Genomic DNA, 15,910 nt, shown 5'->3' with positions numbered 1-15,910 from the left:
AGTTTGACTGCGTCGATCTCGGTGCGCGGCGTCAGCCGCGCACCATTGCTGCGGGATTTCCTGCTGTTACCACCAAGCTTCCAGGTGGACGCCGTACGACGTGCCGCTGGTCTTGTCGCCATACACCGGGCCGCCGTTGTTGAAGGCATTCACGGCGCCTTTGGCGGCGTCGTTCCATTTGCCGTAGCTTACAAAAGCGCGCAGTTCCGGACGCGCGTAGTAGTCGCGGCCCAGGCTGATGGTCGGGGCGATGGTCAGCTTGGTCAGGCGCTGGGCGGAAGGATTGAGCTTGTCTTTCAGGCGCGTTACGCCCACTTCCGCTTGCATCTTGAAGTTTTCGGCCAGGGCGTACACAGGGCGCGCGCCGACGGTGGTCCAGGTGCTGCTGCCGCCCAGGTCCGACTTGTCGCGCTGGTACAGGGCCACGAATTCCATGCTGAAGTCGCGCGTCGGCTGGATCACGATATCGTTGAACACGCGCACGCGGGTGACGTCCGAATCGAGCAGGGTGCTGCCGGAAGGGCCGATACGGGCGCAGCAAGGACCGTTGATGCCGGTGCCAGGGCCGACGCCGTATTGCACGCCGAAGGTGTTGCCGCCGCCGAGGATCTTGGCCTGGCGGTGGAACAGCGAGACCTGGTAGCCGTCGTGGGTCTTGACGTTCTTGTTGTCGTCCTGGGCATGGATCAGGCTGACAGCGATGTCCAGGGTGCCGTTCGGATTGACCGGCAAGCCTTCGTACACGATGTTCTGGCGCAGTGCGGAATTGGTGCTGCGCAGGGTGCGCACGCCGGTCAGCGGGTCGGTGGAGTAGACGTTGTCGTCGTTGTCCTTGAACAAGGCGTAGCTGATCTTGCCGGGACCCATCGGGTAGCCGTCGACGCCGCCGCCGGTGCCGTTCATGTTGATGTACTGCATGTCCAGCATGTGGATATCAGGACGGTAGTAGTGACGCTTACCGGCCCAGATAATGCCGCCGTTCATGAACGGCAGGTTTTTCGCTTCGACATAGGCTTTCGAAACGGCCAGTTTGGCGTCGCCGAAGTCCGAGCCGTTCTTGTAAGCGTCGACCCAGAAGGTGCCGACGAAGGTGGCGCCGTTGCTGGCCTTGGCCAGGGCGTGGGTGTAGCCGAATTCGGTGAAGCTGTCGCACTCGTTGCCGAGGCGGTAAGACATGGTGATGCCGCCCAGGCCGTAGCAGCTTTGCGAACCGCCGGCGTTCGACGAGCCGACGCCAGCGCGCAGGTAACCGTGGAAGCCCTCGGTCTCATGGTCCCCGGCGACGGCGGCGCTGCTGGCGAAGGCGAGCAGCAAGGCGGTTGCTAAAGTACTCAAAGTAATGCGTTTCATTTAGTCTCCTTATTAGTATGTAAAGTAGCGGGGCGAGGTGGCGCTACCTTGATCAGCACGCTTGTGGCACTGTTGCGTCGACATCCCGGCCACCTTAAAGCGTGTTCAAGCGACAACGTGGGCGACAGTAGCATCGGCTCGCAAAAAAGTGCGATTGGCGAACAATCGGCCCTTGTAACATTCCAAGTGCTTGATTTGTAAGGAAAGCGTCGTTTTCGTGCTGTTGAGCTTGCAACATATCTTTACAATCGCGGTGCGCAGGAATTCACGTTTGCTCACTCTGCCGTGGCGCCGAAAACGCCGGTTAATCCGGACGGCGCCGCCTGCAACAAAACGAAACAATTCGCAAAATAACTTTGCAAATGGCTGTAGTAAAATTACATTTTTTGTGCAGTTTTTTCGTTATACACTGTCCCGCAAACAGGAGGGCGTGATAGTGGCGAAAGCGACAACGGGCAAAGTGCCCCGGGAGACAGGCGCGCGCGGCAGGCGCTTGCTGGCCGCGCTGGCGCTCGCTGTGCTGGCGCTGCCGGTTCCAGCAAGGGCGCACGCCAGGGCGGATGCCAAGGCCAGGGCCGAGGCCAGGCCCGTGACCGAGTCGCTGCAGGTGCTGCACTGGTGGCAGTCGGCCAGCGAACGGCGCGCGGTCGACCTGCTGGCCGAGCGCCTGGGCCAGCAGCACGTGCAGTGGCGCGACGCCATGGTGCCGGGCGGCTCGGGCATCGGCGCCGGCATCGTCCTGCGTAGCCGGGTGCTGGCCAAGGATGCGCCGGAAGTCGCCCAGCTCAATGGGATCGTGATCCGCGACTGGGCCCGGCTCGGTTTGCTGGCCGACCTGGACCAGGTGGCCGCGCGCGGCGACTGGGAGCGCCAGTTGTTGCCCGGTATTGCGGCCCTGATCCGCCCCGGCCAGCATGTGGTGGCGGCCCCGCTCGGCATTCACCGCATCAATATCCTGTTTCACAACCGCGCCCTGTTCGCCCGCCACGGCTTGAATGCGCCGGTCACCTGGCCCGATTTCGAACGCGCCGCCGCCGTGCTGGCGCGCGCCGGCGTGACGCCGCTGGCGCAAAGCAGCGAACCGTGGCAGGTCGCCACCTTGTTCGAGACGCTGGTGCTGGCCGAGGGCGGGGCGGCGTATTTCCGCCAGCTGTTCCAGCAGCGCGAGCCGGCCGCGTTCGCCGATCCGCGCCTGGGCCGCGCCTTGACGCGCCTGCGCGGCCTTAAAAAGTGGATGGGTACGCCCGTGCGCGAACTGAGCTGGGCGGAGGAAGTGCGCCAGGTGGCCGACGGCAGCGCCGGCATGCTGGTCATGGGCGACTGGGCCAAGGGCGAGCTCAACGCGCTGGGATTGCACAGCGACCGCGATATCGGCTGCGGCGCCGTGCCCGGCACGGCCGCCTTTCACCTGTATAACGTCGACATGCTCAGCATGCTGGCCGAGCGCCCGGCCCAGCGCGCCTCGCAGGAAACGCTGGCGGCCATGGTCATGCAGCCGGCCGTGCAGCGCGATTACAGCCGCGTCAAGGGCTCGGTGCCGGTGCTGCGCGCGCCCGACCTGGCCGCCATGGATGCCTGCGCGCGCGCTTCCTGGACCTTGTTCGCCACGTCCCCGGCCGGGCAGGTGCCGAGCATGGTGCACCGCATGGCCACCGACGAAACGGCACGCGACGCCATGGTGGCCGAGCTGCACCGCTTTTTTCTTAACGAACGCGTCAGCGTCGCCGATACCCAACGCCGTCTGGGCGTGATCGGCCGCCGCCCGCAAGACAGGTAAGCTACACATAATGCGAAACATCCTCATCGTCGACGATGACCAGAAGATCAGGACCCTGCTCAAGACTTACCTGGAAAAGAACCAGTATTCGGTCACCCTGGCCCACAACGGCGCGTCCTTCTTCACGGAATTCAACCGCAGCGTGGACACCCTGTCGTTGGTGATTCTCGACGTCATGCTGCCCGACACCGATGGCTTTGCCCTGTGCCAGGCGGTGCGGCGCCGCTCGAATGTGCCGATCATCATGCTCACCGCCAGTTCCGACGAAGCCGACCGCGTGGTCGGGCTGGAACTCGGGGCCGACGACTATATTTCCAAGCCGCACAGCCCGCGCGAGTTGCTGGCGCGCATCAAGGCGATCCACCGCCGCACCGGCATGGAAGCGGCGGCGCCGCCGCGTTACCACCGTTTCGGCGGCTTTACCATCGACACCGTCGAGCGCAGCGTGGTCGACCACATCGGCACGCCGGTGCCGCTGTCGGGGCTCGATTTCCAGCTGCTCAAGTATTTCATCGACCACGCCGGCGAAATCCTCGACCGCAGCGTGCTGTGCGAAGCCACGCGCGGGCGCGACGCCGGGCCGTTCGACCGCTTCCTCGATGTGCAGATCAGCCGTTTGCGCCTGCGTTTCAACGATTGCGGCAAGCAGCCGTGGCTGATCAAGACCGTGCGCGGCGCCGGCTACGTGTTTGCCGCCAGCGTCATCAGCAGCCATGAATAAACGTCCGCGCGGCTGGGCGCGCTGCCTGCCGCAGTCGCTGCTCGGACGGCTGACCCTGCTGATGGTGGCCGGCGTGATGCTGACCCAGCTGGCCGGCAACTACATCTGGGCCAGCCAGCGCCGCGCCGAGTCCCAGGTCGAGGTCGCCAACGCCGCCCAGCAGCTCGGCCACAGCGCCGCCAGCGCGGTGCGCTTTTTCCTCAGTTTGCCGCCGAATTACCGGCCCTTGATCATCCAGCAGTTCGGCGAAATGGGCGGCACCCGCTTTTTCGTCAGCCTGAACCGCGCCGCGGTGCCGGCCGAAAGCATCGGGCCGCAGCCGCTGGCCGATATCGCGCTGGCCACCGTCCAGTCCACCCTGCACGCCGACCTGCCCAACAACCGCAACGTGCGCGTCGCTTTCGTGTGGCCCGAGCACCTGGTGGTGGCCGACGACGGCACCCGCCTGTCGGCTCTGCCTGAGAGCCGGGTGCGCCAGATCGTGCTGGCCAAGCCGGCTCCGGTGCTGCTGATGCAGGTGGAAATGGAACCGGGCCACTGGCTGTATCTGGCCACCCTGATGCCCAGTCCCTATTTTCTCGACAGCGGCAAGCTGTTTACGCGCGACCACCTGCTGCTGCACGCGCTGTCGCTGCTGGCGGTGGTGATGCTGTCGATTCCCGTGGTGCGCTGGACCACGCGCCCGCTGGCGGCGCTGTCGGAAGCGGCCACCGCGTTCGGCAACGGCGAGCGCATGCCGGCCCTGCCGGAGACCGGCAGCCGCGAATTCGTCAACACCGCGCGCGCCTTCGGGGCCATGCGCGAGCGCATCGGGCGCTACATCGACGACCGCGAACGCCTGTTCGTATCGATCTCGCACGACCTGCGCACGCCCATCATGCGCCTCAAGCTGCGCGCCGAACTGCTCGACGACGACACCTTGCGCGCCGAATTCCATGAAGATATCGACGAGCTGGAAATGATGGTCAAGGGCGCGCTCCAGTGCGTGAAAGACAGCGACATCCACGAAACCCCGACCGAAATCCGGCTCGACGCGTTTTTGGCGCGCATGGTGCGCGGCGCCCAGCTGGCCGGGCACGAAGTCTCGTTCGCCCCCACCGGCCTGTCGGTGACGGCCAAGCCGCTGGCGCTCAAGCGCGCCATCGGCAACCTGCTCGAAAATGCGCTGCACTACGGCGAACGGGCCCAGATCGCGGTGCGCGCGGTCGGTTCGAGCATCCGCATCGCCGTGCGCGACCACGGGCCCGGCGTGCCGGAAGACGCCCTGGCCCAGTTGTTCGAGCCGTATGTACGCCTCGAACATGGGCGCAAGCAAAACAGCAGCGGCATGGGGCTGGGACTGGGCATCGCGCGCGGCATCGCCCAGGCCCACGGCGGCCAGCTGCTGCTGCAGAACGCCGAGGGTGGCGGCTTTTGCGCCACGCTGGTGCTGCCCAACGCGTCCGGGGCCGGGGGCGCCGGCTGACGCGCTAGTGGGCGCGATAGTTGACGTAATTGTTGATCCTTGCCGTTGTCGCTACAATGCCGGGATGTCCCTTCCTGTCCCCGATAGCGACGCGCTGGCCGCGTCCCACGCCCTGCAAAACCTGATCGCCGCCGAGATCGCGCGGCATGACGGCGCGATTTCCTTTGCCCGTTTCATGGAACTGGCCCTGTACGCGCCAGGGCTGGGCTACTACACCGGCGGCGCCGCCAAGCTGGGCGCCGCCGGCGACTTTGTCACCGCGCCCGAAATCAGTTCCCTGTTCGGGGCCGCGCTGGCGCAGGTAGCCGCGCCGCTCATGGCGCAAAGCGCGCCGGCGATCCTGGAATTCGGCGCCGGCACCGGCAAGCTGGCGCGCGACGTCCTTACCGCGCTGGCGGCCGACGGCGTGCCGGTGGCGAGCTACGCGATCATGGAATTGTCGGGCGAACTGCGCGCGCGCCAGCAGGAAGCGCTAAAAGACTTCCCGCAGGTGCGCTGGCTGGACGACTTCCCGGCCGCCTTCGACGGCGTGGTGCTGGCCAACGAAGTGCTCGACGCCATGCCGGTGGCGCTGGTGCGCAAGGATGCGGGTCTGTGGCGCGAACTGACGGTGACGGTGGAGGAGGGCGAGTTCGCCTGGCTGCCGCGCCTGCCCGACGCCGCGCTGGCGGCCCAGATCGCGCGCCAGATTCCCGACGCCGACTTGCTGCAGGACGGCTACCTGACCGAAGTCCATCCCGTGGCCTGCGGTTTCATGGGGTCGCTGGCGCGCATGTTCGGCGCCGGCAAGGGCGCCGCCATCCTGCTCGACTACGGTTTTCCGGCGCACGAGTTCTATCTCGACCAGCGCATCGGCGGCACCCTGATGTGCCACTACCGCCACCACGCCCATCCCGAGCCGTTTTACCTGCCCGGTTTGCAGGACATCACCGCCCACGTCGACTTCACCGCCATGGCGCTGGCCGCCCAGGATGCCGGGCTGGACGTGCTGGCCTACATGAACCAGGCCTCGTTCCTGCTCGGCGCCGGCATCGGCGAACTGCTGCTGCGGCACGACCCGTCCGATCCGATGCGCTACCTGCCGCAGTCCAAGGCCCTGCAAAAACTGGTTTCCCCGGCCGAAATGGGCGAACTGTTCAAGGTGCTGGTGGTGGGACGCGGCGTGGCCCTGCCCGAGGCGCTGGCGCGGGCCGACCGCAGCCACCGCCTGTAGAGCATCTGGCAACTTGCCTTGCCGCTACAATGACGATGAAGGTGTTACGCCGGGCGGCCTTGCCGGCGTGACGACATCGGCTATCATGGACGACTGCACGCTTCCCCGACCCGACGACAATGGCCAAGATCCACACACATTATGACAACCTGAAAGTGGCGCGCCTGGCGCCGCAGGAAGTCATTCGTGCCGCCTACAAGGCCTTGAGCCAGAAATACCATCCTGATAAGAATCCCGGCGACGAGAAGGCCGCACGCATCATGGCGATCCTCAACAGCGCCTATGGCACCCTGTCCGACCCGGTGCGGCGCAAGGAGCACGACGAGTGGATCGCGGCCGAGGAATGGGAAATCGAATGGCTGGAAAGTACCCGTACCGAGGACGGCCGCGACAAGCCGCGCCATGAAGCGGCGGCGTGGGATGCGGCGCCGGTCGAGGTGGTGGCGCCGTACCGGGCCGTGCGCGACCCGCGCTGGTGGTTCGGGCTGATGCTGTGTTTCGGCCTCGGATGCGCGGCCGGCGCCTTGTTCATGGACCAGGAGCGCGCCATGCCGGTGCCGGTGGCGCTGGCGTCGGCGCTGGGAACGCCGCGCACGGGGGCGTTGGCGCACGCCGGGCCGCAGCCCGACGCGCGCGTCGACAGCTGGGCGGTGGCCAAGCCGCACGTGGCTGACGCCGGCCAGCGCCCGCCCGATATCCGCACGCTGGGCGTGACCGAACTGGTGGTGCCGGCGCGGGTGGCCGACTGCGAGACCGAACTGCATTCGCTGATCGCCCCCAACGGCGAGCCGTGGCCGGCGCAGTCGGGCTATGTGGACGGGTTCCCGATCGGGAACCAGGGGCCGGAAACCCAGATCAGCATCGACAACACGCGCAACGGCTCGCCGGTGCTGGTCAAGATTTTCGATCTCGAACGGCGCTCGAACGTGCGCCATGTGTACGTGCTGGCGCGCGACACGTTCGTGGCCGACCGCCTGGCGGCCGGCAAGTACGAAGTGCGCTACCAGAATATCGACGTGGGCGGCAGCCAGGCCGAATGCGTGGGGCGGCGCAAGCAGGCCGCCGCGGCGCGTTCTCTTCCTCTTGATCCGGGTTGAACCGGATTTTTTTCATCCCGGGTGCGCCCGGACTTGCCTGGATTTCCCCCATGACCGTATTACGAACGATGATGTTGCTGGCGCTGGCCGCCGGCGCCGTTTCCACCGCTACCGCAGCCGCGCCGGGTACCGTGCGCGGCAAGCAGTACGAGCGCTGCATGGGCAAAGCGGTCAGCAATGTTGATATGCAGGAGTGCATGTCGGCCCAGTACGCACTGGAAGACAAGCGCCTCAATGTGGCGTACCGGGCGCTGATGGCGCGTCAGCAAGGCGCGCGCGAAAAAGAGCTCCAGGAAGTCCAGCGGCTGTGGCTGAAATACACCGAGGCGAACTGCGGGTTTCATGACGATCCCGATGGCGGCACGGCGGCGCGCCTGGCCGCCCATGAATGCGCTGTCAGCGCGCGCGCGGCACGGGCGGCCGAGCTGGAGGAACTGGCGCGCGTTCGCTAAGACGCCGGCCAGCTATCCGATCCGTACAAAAGGCGGCTGGGACGGCTGTGTTCTACCCAAAAAATCAGAGATTTCCGTGAGAGAGTTGGCGCCCTCACCCGGCGTGCCACTGCTGTGCTGTGTGCTTGATCCGCAAGACTTCGACCTTCGTGGATAGCACGCGGTAAATAATGAGGTAGTGTTCGTGGGCGACCAATTCGTAAGTGCCGCGTTTGTGGCCCGGCGGCCGATACGTGGATGGGTGGCGAGGGGCAGAACCTTGCTCTCGATAAGGTCGATCATTTTGCCCGCATTCGCCGGACTGTCCTTGGAGATGAACTGGCCTATTTTGATCAAATCTTTGATCGCCTGTTTTTTTCAGTGGATCGCATGCATATGCTCCCCTTACGAGAGCTTCACTGTGGCGCGGATCTGACGCATCGCCTCGTCATGGGGGACGCTGGGGCTGGTATCGTCAATCGCTTCCTGCACCTCTGCCTTGAGCCAGTCGACATAGGCGGTGGAATGCGAGTCCTTCGTCGCGGAAGGGAGTGCCGCACGCATGGTGTCGGCGATCATGGCAGGACCAAAGTTGACGGCATCCACATCGAAATGCACGATCCCGATATCTTTGAGGTAGGCGGCCAACGTATCGAGCTTGGGAAAAATGCGTACCCGCCCGCCGGGCGGATCAGAAAGCGCTTGTTCGGACTGGCCGTGCATCACGAGTATGCGCCAGCCATCCGCTTGCCCGACTACGCGCGCGCTGCTTACCACCCCCGACCCCGCCAAGCCGGCAAGCGTCGTGTGGTCGATGATATCCATGATGTACGCCATATTTTGCGTGACTGCTACCGGATGAATTATCCGCAAATGACATACGATTGCAAGCGCCACGCTGGATGCCTGAGCATCCCGACCGTTCACCGCCACACGAGCAACTTCCAAGGTGACATATCGTGAACCAAATCATCGAAGCGCGGCAACTGATCGATCAGGCTTGGCAGCGACTGGAGCACTGGGACAGCAACATTGCCGCCGCTCAGGCGCTGCTCGAGCACGCCCGCGCCAGCCATCCACATGATCCGCAAGTACTGACCTGCCTCGGCGCGCTGCTGTGCGACCGCGCGCTGTACCGCGAGGCCGAAACCGTGCTGCGCGAAGCGCTGGCGCGGGGATCGCTTGATCGCCACACCACTTTCAACCTGGCGGTGGCGGTGTTCAATACCGGCACGCGCGGGCAGGCGCTGGCGCTGTTCGGGGCTGCTGCCAAACTGCAACCCTTGGCCACCACTTGGGCCGCCTACTTCGACCCGCACGGAACCTGAAGCCGGCGACGGTGGAACCGCGCCCCATTCTCCTATTTACAACACCACTCGAACGTCTGGAACTGCAACGCATGCTCATAACGAAATGGGAAATTGGCAAGTATCACGATGGGTGGAGTGATGGGTTTCACCGGATCGTACTGCACGTCCGGGAGGTCCAGGCGAATTTTCATTTCGCCAGGGCGACCGTAGAGCGACTCGATTCGGGCGAGCAAATCGGCGGTGTCCAAAAATCCGGCGCCACGCCAGAACAGGCCTTGCATTCTCTCGCAGCGACCTTGGACGATTATGTTGCCAGTTTTCCACGGCCCCCTGCCGAATGGGGGCGGCTGGAATTGCGGAGCCTGTTGGTTGACTACAGGAAGATCAGTTATGAGCTAACCAGCATCCTCGTGAAGTTGCAGAAACTGAGAGAGAACGGTCACTTGTCTGAGTCGAATTTGCATGATCTATATTGGAAGAGCAGAAATCTCTCTGTCAAAAATATTTCCACCCTTACGCATCGGTTGGCAGCGATATCCGAGCAAGATCGCATTGATTTGATGACATCGCCAGACGATGTGTACAGGAATCTTACTAATCCCTGGAATCTGGATGATTATGATACTAGGGCTTCGCTGTTCGAGTTCATCGTTAGCCCCCTCTGATCAAGTTTTGGCAGCGCATGAAATTCACGAAGCAAGGGCAATGAGGTCGCTCCCACCAGACGTTCACGGGCCAATCTAGATTTCCTGGCCGTCAGGTCGCCAAGGATTCGATCAGCCCCATGTCGCTCGACGACATCAGTTTGTCGATATCGACCAGGATCAGCATGCGCTCGTCGATCGTGCCCAGCCCGATCAGGTAGTCGCTGCCGAACGCGGTGCCCATTTCCGGTGCCGGCTTGACTTGCTCTGGGGTCAAGGTGGTCACGTCGCTCACGCTGTCGACCACCATGCCCATCACGCGCCCGGAAATATTGAGGATGATGACCACGGTGAACTGGTCGTACACGGGCGTGCCGAGATTGAACTTGATGCGCATGTCGACCACGGGAATGATGATGCCGCGCAGGTTGATCACGCCCTTGATGAATTCTGGTGCGTTGGCAATTCGCGTCACCGCCTCATAGCCCCGGATTTCCTGTACCTTGAGGATGTCGATCCCGTATTCTTCCGAGCCGAGCGTGAACGCAAGAAACTCGTGGCCCGCGATATCCTTGCCGGATGGCCCGCCACCGGCTACAGTCGAAGAAGGAACTTGCATGGTGTCTCCCTGTCAAAGTAGCGCCGCGGCGGACGCCTGTGCTGTCAAAGAGTAGCAGATGGCGCGCCAAATGACGAGCGGTGCTGTTGCCAGCCCGCAAAATATGAATGCAGCGGTGCTCGCCTGAGACAAAACATTGTTTATAATTTGATTGGTAAAAAGCGGGTGGTACCGATGTCACAGTCGCACTGTTTGCTTAAAGTTACGGTCGGGCAGGAAAGCGCTGTTTTGATTGCATCACGTATGACGCCCCGTTGGCAGGGGCACTTATGGAGCCTGTATGACCGACCCCACAGATGCATCGGACGATAACTGGCTGCTCGACGAAGACGACGAGAGCGGCGCGACCGCCAGTGCCGCGGCGATCGACCAGCGCCTGTGGCGCGTGCTGATCGTCGACGACGACGTCGACGTGCACGCCGTCACCCGGCTGGCGCTGCGCAACGTGGCCTTCAAGGGCCGCGAACTCGAACTGTTTTCCGCCTACAGCGGGGCCGAGGGCTACCGCATCCTGCGCGACACGACCGACATCGCTCTGGTGCTGCTCGACGTGGTCATGGAAACCGATGACGCCGGCCTGATCCTGGCGCGCCGCATCCGCGAGGAATTGAACAACCAGATCGTGCGCGTGGTGCTGCGCACCGGCCAGCCGGGCCAGGCGCCCGAGCAGCGCGTGATCATCGAATACGACATCAACGATTACAAGGCCAAGACCGAGCTGACCACGCAAAAGCTGTTCACCACCGTGATCTCGGCGCTGCGCGCCTACGAGAGCCTGATGATGCTCGAACGCAGCCGCATCGGCCTGGGCAAGATCCTGGCCGGCGCCACCAATCTGTACCAGATCCATTCGCTGCGCGAATTCGCCTCGGGCGTGCTCAACCAGGTCAGTGCGATCCTCGACGTGGGCGCCGACGGCGTGCTGTGCGTGATGTCGGCCGTGACCGGCGGGCCGACCGTGGTGGCCGCCACCGGCAGCTATACCTCCCTGGCCGACAGCGAAGCGCTGCCGCCCGATCATCCTTTGATGCCGGCGATTGTCAAGGCGTTCCGCGAAAAGCAGAGCCAGTTCGAGCATCCGGTCAATGTGTTGTACATCCACACCCAGGAAGAGCGCCAGCTGTGCATTTCGGTCACGCCGCCGTGGCCGCTGGCGCCGATCCAGCGCGACTTGCTGGAAGTGTTTTGCCAACGCATCGCGGCCGCTTTCGACAATCTGTACATGTTCGGCCAGCTGCGCAAGGCGCAGGAAGCGACCGTGGTGGCGCTGGCCGACCTGGCCGAGTTCCGCGACCACGGCACCGGCGGCCACGTGCGGCGCGTGCAGGACCTGTCGTCGCGCATCGCGCAGCGCATGAAGCAGGGCGGGGTGGACGATCCGGGCCTGAGCCCGCAACTGCTGGAAATGATCGGCCTGGCCAGCATCCTGCATGACGTGGGCAAGGTGTCCACGCCCGACCAGGTCTTGCTCAAGCCGGCCGCGCACACGCCCGAGGAGCGGCGCGTGATGCAGAGCCATGCCGAAATCGGCCGCTCGATCCTGGAGCGCGCCGCCAGCATGGTCGACGGGGTCAGCTACCTGACCTACGGCGCCCAGATCGCCGGCGCCCACCACGAGCATTTCGACGGCGCCGGCTATCCCGAGGGCCTGCAAGGACGCGCCATTCCGCTGGCCGCGCGCATCGTGGCGGTGGTCGACGTGTTCGATGCGCTGCTGCACCGGCGCCCGTACAAGGAACCGTGGCCGTATCCCGATGTGGTGAGCTATATCGCCGAGCGCAGCGGGACCCAGTTCGACCCCGAGGTGGTGACGGCGCTGCTCGACATCATCCGGACCAGCCCGCCTGAACCGGTCGACGCCGACGACGATTGAGCCGGCGCGCGGAAGGGGGCCGGTGTGGCATTCCCGCATCGGCTTCGCCGTTCCGCACGGCTGAATTCAACTATTTCGTTCCTCTGCCGTAATATACTGAGACCCAGCGTGCCGACGTACGTCGCGGAACTCTGCCCGCCACAGGCTGATCGGAAAACAAGAGATGAACGAACTTGAGGGACTGACCGCGTTGATTGTCGAGCCGCATGCGGGCATGCGCGCGAGCATCCACAACATGCTGACCCTGTGCGGGCTGACCAGGATCGACCATGCGGGCAGTTCGAATGCCGCCATCAAGCACCTGGGCCTCAAATCGTTCGATGTGGTGCTGTGCGAGTACGACCTCGACGGCGGCCAGGATGGCCAGCAATTGCTGGAAGACTTGCGCCACCATAAGCTGATGACCATGTCGACCATGTTCATCATGGTCACCGCCGAAGGCAATTACAGCAAGGTGGTCAGCGCGGCCGAACTGGCGCCCACCGATTACATCCTCAAGCCGTTTACCGCCGACCTGCTGCTCGAGCGCATCGGGCGCGCGCTCGACAAGCGCAATGTGTTCATGCCGGTCTATCAACTCATGGATTCGGGCAACCAGCGCGAGGCGATCGATGCCTGCGCCGAGGGCATGCGCCTGCACCCGCGCTACGCGGTCGATTTCCTGCGCCTGCGCGCCGAGCTGCATATGTTCCTGGGCGAGCCGGAGCTGGCCGAGCCGATCTACCAGCAACTGTACGATGCCAAGGCGATCGCCTGGGCCCGGCTGGGCCTGGCCAAGACCCTGTTCATGCGCGAGCGCTTCGACGAGGCCAAGGAGATCCTGACCTCGCTGGTCGACAGCAACAAGAAATTCGTCGATGCCTACGACTGGCTGGCGCGCACGCATGCCGCCGTGGGCGAACTGGACCAGTCGCAGGCGGTCCTGAGCGATGCGGTGGCGGTGTCGCCGCATGCGGTGCGGCGCTTGCGCAAGCTGGGCGAGGTGGCGCTGGAAACAGGCGACACCGAGACCGCCGAGAAAGTGCTCAAGCAAGTGGTGAGCAAGGCCAAGTATTCGACCTTCCGCGACCCGGAAGACCACCTCAAGCTGGTCCAGACCTTGGTGAAGAAGGGCGATCCGGTGCAGGCGGCGGCCGTGATCCGCGACCTCGACAAGTCGATGGGCGGGCAGAAGAACACGGCCGTGTGCAGCGCCATTTCGTCCGCCATGGTGCATGAGTACACCGGCAACGATGCGCGCCTGGAAGAGTCGCTCACGGCGGCGCTGGAAGGTTGCCGCATCACCAGCGGGCTCTCGCCCGAGGTCAAGATGGAGCTGGCCCGCAATTGTTTGCAAAACAATATGGAGCAGGGCGCGGCCGAAGTCATGAGCGATGTGATGCGCAACGCCGCCAATGGCGCCGTGATGGCCAAGGCGATGGCGGTGTTCGAACAGGCCGGGCGCACCGACCTGGCCTTGAGCGTGGCGCACGAGAGCCGCCAGGCCGTGGTCGACCTGGTGGCGGCCGGCGCGGCCAAGGCCAACGAGGGCGACTACCGCGGTTCGGTCGAGCTGATGGTCGAGGCGGTCGGCAAGCTGCCGGACAACCCGCAAGTGGTGTTCAATGCCGCCGTCGCCGTGCTCAAGTGCCTGGAAAACGTCGGCTGGGACGAGCTGCTGGCCCAGAATGCGCTGGGGCTGATCGACAATGTGCGCCGGCTCGACCCGGTCAATCCGAAATTGCCGGCCCTGGCCGGCCTGCATCAGCAGATCCTGACCAAATACGACAAGGGCGTGCGCAGGAAAGCCGGCGCGCCCGCCTGATTTTCGCCACCTCTGCCCCTCATCCATGTCCAGCGCTTCTCCTCCTTCCGCCTCTCCCTCCTACGCCGATGGCGACACCCGGCGCGTGCGCGCCGCCCTGATCCACAAGGTGTGCGGCGACGAAGACATGTTTGCCCTGGGCGCCTCGGTGGCGCGCGTGGTCGAGATGGCTTCCTCCGACGACGAGGGCACGCACGACCTGGCTTATTACGTGTTGTCGGACGTGGCCCTGACCCAGCGCATCCTGCGCCTGTCGAACACGCCGACCTACCGCACCAAGTCCGGCACCACGGTGACCACGATCTCGCGCGCCATCTCGCTGCTCGGCTTCGACAATGTGCGCACCACGGCGCTGGCCATGCTGCTGGTCGACGCCCTGTCGAACAGCGCCCACGCCACCAGCGTGCGGATCGAGCTCGAAGCGGCCCTGTGCGCCAGCCTGGTGGGGCGCGAAATGGCGCGCCACAGCTTTTACCAGGGCGCCGAGGAAGCGTCGATCGGGGCCCTGTTCAAGAACCTGGGGCCGCTGCTGGTGGCCTCGCACGAGCATGACCGCTACCGCGAGATCAACGCGCTGGTCAAGGGCGGCACCCACAGCGTGGGCCAGGCCTCGCAAATGATCCTGGGGGCGAGCTACGACGCCCTGTCGCAGGCGGTGATGGCGGAGTGGAAGATTCCGGATGTCATCGTTCGCTCGCTCAGTCCGCTGCAGGCGGGGGCGCAGAAGGTGGCGATCAACCGCGGCGAGTGGATGCGCCAGGTGGCGTCGTTCGCGATGGAAGTCTCGCGTCTGCTGGGACGCTCGGCCAGTCCGGCCGAGAGCAAGGAGTTCCAGGCGCTGCAGCTGCGCTACGGCGTGGCGCTGAACCTGACCGCCGACCAGATGAAGGAATTGTTCGAGACGGTCCAGACCGAGATGACGGCGCTGCTGCGCAGCATGAACATGGAGCCGCAGCCGCGCGACGAGGAAACGCTCGACAGCGGCGGGCTGCCGAATGTGCTGCTGCTGGCCACCATGGACGCCGGCGGGGGCGCGGCGGGCGGGACCCATCCGAGCGGCAAGCCGCACGATGCGCGCGAGCAGCTGCTGGCCGGGGTGCAGGATGTGACGCAGATGCGCGCCGCGGGCGACGCCAAGGTCAACGATGTCATCCTGGCCGTGCTGGAAACCTTGTACAAGAGCATGGGTTTTCGCTTCGCCACGGTGTGCCTGAAGGATGCGCGCAGCGGCCAGTACCGGGCGCGCCTGGCGTTCGGCGAAGACCATGCGCGGCGCCAGGCCGGTTTTGCCTTCCCGATGGGGGCGGCGCGCGACCTGTTTCACCTGGCCATGGAAAACGATGCCGACCTGATGATCGCTGACGCCACCAGCCCCAAGATCCGCGATTTGCTGCCGGCCTGGCACCGGGCTTTGCTGCCGGACGCCAAAAGCTTCATCGTGCTGCCGCTGGTGGTGAGCAAGGTGCAGGTGGGATTGTTCTATGCCGACCGCGCCGAGCTCGCGCCGGAGGGCGTGCCGCCGGATGAGACGTCGCTGATCAAGGCCCTGAAAGGGCAGGTGCTGCTGGCGCTGGCGCCGTAATAGCAGGTTCCCGTCCCGCCGTCA

The 15,910-nt window shown here is 64.6% G+C and carries 14 protein-coding genes and 1 pseudogene; 11 read left to right on the top strand and 4 right to left on the bottom strand.

From position 1 onward, the window contains the following. Positions 1-66: 66 nt before the first annotated feature. Positions 67-1,350 carry a maltoporin gene (locus RBA40_RS30855; protein WP_306652502.1) on the bottom strand — a complete coding sequence of 428 codons (1,284 nt, stop codon included), beginning with the start codon at positions 1,348-1,350 and terminating at the stop codon, positions 67-69. 460 nt (positions 1,351-1,810) lie between these two features. On the opposite strand from RBA40_RS30855, the gene RBA40_RS30850 reads away from it, so the two are divergent. The 6 genes from RBA40_RS30850 (at position 1,811) to RBA40_RS30825 (ending at position 8,075) form a co-directional block, all read left to right on the top strand. Further along, complete coding sequence (locus RBA40_RS30850; protein ID WP_306652500.1) at positions 1,811-3,127, top strand: ABC transporter substrate-binding protein; 1,317 nt, start codon at positions 1,811-1,813, stop codon at positions 3,125-3,127. Between the two features lie 7 nt (positions 3,128-3,134). Then, positions 3,135-3,848, top strand: a complete 714-nt coding sequence (locus tag RBA40_RS30845) for a response regulator (RefSeq protein WP_306625219.1) — start codon at positions 3,135-3,137, stop codon at positions 3,846-3,848. Continuing rightward, entirely contained in the window at positions 3,841-5,313 is a 1,473-nt protein-coding gene (locus tag RBA40_RS30840) for an ATP-binding protein (RefSeq protein ID WP_099873730.1), read from the top strand. Before RBA40_RS30845 ends, RBA40_RS30840 begins: the two co-directional genes overlap by 8 nt. Positions 5,314-5,377: 64 nt before the next feature. Further along, on the top strand, positions 5,378-6,526 hold the full coding sequence (locus tag RBA40_RS30835) for a class I SAM-dependent methyltransferase (RefSeq protein ID WP_306652498.1): 1,149 nt from the start codon (positions 5,378-5,380) through the stop codon (positions 6,524-6,526). A gap of 119 nt (positions 6,527-6,645) precedes the next feature. Then, positions 6,646-7,623 (top strand): J domain-containing protein, encoded by a 978-nt coding sequence (locus RBA40_RS30830; protein ID WP_306652497.1) that lies wholly within the window; start codon positions 6,646-6,648, stop codon positions 7,621-7,623. A 50-nt stretch (positions 7,624-7,673) separates the two neighbouring features. Beyond that, positions 7,674-8,075 carry a lysozyme inhibitor LprI family protein gene (locus RBA40_RS30825; RefSeq protein ID WP_306652495.1) on the top strand — a complete coding sequence of 134 codons (402 nt, stop codon included), beginning with the start codon at positions 7,674-7,676 and terminating at the stop codon, positions 8,073-8,075. 94 nt (positions 8,076-8,169) lie between these two features. Here the strand turns inward: RBA40_RS30825 and RBA40_RS33660 are convergent. Beyond that, a pseudogene (locus RBA40_RS33660) lies at positions 8,170-8,420 on the bottom strand (type II toxin-antitoxin system RelE/ParE family toxin). A gap of 39 nt (positions 8,421-8,459) precedes the next feature. Beyond that, the gene (locus RBA40_RS30820; RefSeq protein ID WP_306652493.1) at positions 8,460-8,879 is read right to left on the bottom strand and encodes an antitoxin PaaA2 family protein; all 420 of its coding nucleotides are present in this window, start codon (positions 8,877-8,879) and stop codon (positions 8,460-8,462) included. A 134-nt stretch (positions 8,880-9,013) separates the two neighbouring features. Between RBA40_RS30820 and RBA40_RS30815 the strand changes: the two genes are divergently transcribed. Further along, positions 9,014-9,382 (top strand): hypothetical protein, encoded by a 369-nt coding sequence (locus RBA40_RS30815; protein WP_306652491.1) that lies wholly within the window; start codon positions 9,014-9,016, stop codon positions 9,380-9,382. A 71-nt stretch (positions 9,383-9,453) separates the two neighbouring features. Continuing rightward, entirely contained in the window at positions 9,454-10,029 is a 576-nt protein-coding gene (locus tag RBA40_RS30810; protein WP_306652489.1) for a hypothetical protein, read from the top strand. A 91-nt stretch (positions 10,030-10,120) separates the two neighbouring features. Here RBA40_RS30810 and RBA40_RS30805 read toward each other — a convergent pair whose 3' ends face one another. Next, positions 10,121-10,627 carry a chemotaxis protein CheW gene (locus RBA40_RS30805; RefSeq protein ID WP_306652487.1) on the bottom strand — a complete coding sequence of 169 codons (507 nt, stop codon included), beginning with the start codon at positions 10,625-10,627 and terminating at the stop codon, positions 10,121-10,123. 280 nt (positions 10,628-10,907) lie between these two features. On the opposite strand from RBA40_RS30805, the gene RBA40_RS30800 reads away from it, so the two are divergent. The 3 genes from RBA40_RS30800 to RBA40_RS30790 all read left to right on the top strand — a co-directional run bounded on the left by RBA40_RS30800 (position 10,908) and on the right by RBA40_RS30790 (position 15,886). Then, positions 10,908-12,500 carry a DUF3369 domain-containing protein gene (locus RBA40_RS30800; protein WP_306652485.1) on the top strand — a complete coding sequence of 531 codons (1,593 nt, stop codon included), beginning with the start codon at positions 10,908-10,910 and terminating at the stop codon, positions 12,498-12,500. Positions 12,501-12,663: 163 nt separating this feature from the next. After that, positions 12,664-14,304: a response regulator gene (locus tag RBA40_RS30795; protein ID WP_306652483.1), complete on the top strand. Its 1,641-nt coding sequence runs from the start codon at positions 12,664-12,666 to the stop codon at positions 14,302-14,304. Between the two features lie 25 nt (positions 14,305-14,329). After that, a complete protein-coding gene (locus tag RBA40_RS30790) occupies positions 14,330-15,886 on the top strand; it encodes an HDOD domain-containing protein (protein WP_306652481.1) in 1,557 nt (518 codons plus the stop codon). Positions 15,887-15,910 lie beyond the last annotated feature (24 nt).

Origin of the sequence: Massilia pseudoviolaceinigra (assembly GCF_030846505.1) — a bacterium.
GTDB classification, from domain to species: domain Bacteria; phylum Pseudomonadota; class Gammaproteobacteria; order Burkholderiales; family Burkholderiaceae_D; genus Telluria_A; species Telluria_A violaceinigra.
The sequence above is the reverse complement of the archived record's forward strand: the minus strand, read 5'-3'. Positions and strand labels throughout refer to the sequence as shown.

Coding starts and splice junctions, on each gene's coding strand:
- RBA40_RS30855 (WP_306652502.1), bottom strand. CDS start 1,350: ATGAAACGCATTACTTTGAGTACTTTAGCAACCGCCTTGCTGCTCGCC.
- RBA40_RS30840 (WP_099873730.1), top strand. CDS start 3,841: ATGAATAAACGTCCGCGCGGCTGGGCGCGCTGCCTGCCGCAGTCGCTG.
- RBA40_RS30835 (WP_306652498.1), top strand. CDS start 5,378: ATGTCCCTTCCTGTCCCCGATAGCGACGCGCTGGCCGCGTCCCACGCC.
- RBA40_RS30830 (WP_306652497.1), top strand. CDS start 6,646: ATGGCCAAGATCCACACACATTATGACAACCTGAAAGTGGCGCGCCTG.
- RBA40_RS30825 (WP_306652495.1), top strand. CDS start 7,674: ATGACCGTATTACGAACGATGATGTTGCTGGCGCTGGCCGCCGGCGCC.
- RBA40_RS30820 (WP_306652493.1), bottom strand. CDS start 8,879: ATGGATATCATCGACCACACGACGCTTGCCGGCTTGGCGGGGTCGGGG.
- RBA40_RS30810 (WP_306652489.1), top strand. CDS start 9,454: ATGCTCATAACGAAATGGGAAATTGGCAAGTATCACGATGGGTGGAGT.
- RBA40_RS30805 (WP_306652487.1), bottom strand. CDS start 10,627: ATGCAAGTTCCTTCTTCGACTGTAGCCGGTGGCGGGCCATCCGGCAAG.
- RBA40_RS30800 (WP_306652485.1), top strand. CDS start 10,908: ATGACCGACCCCACAGATGCATCGGACGATAACTGGCTGCTCGACGAA.
- RBA40_RS30795 (WP_306652483.1), top strand. CDS start 12,664: ATGAACGAACTTGAGGGACTGACCGCGTTGATTGTCGAGCCGCATGCG.
- RBA40_RS30790 (WP_306652481.1), top strand. CDS start 14,330: ATGTCCAGCGCTTCTCCTCCTTCCGCCTCTCCCTCCTACGCCGATGGC.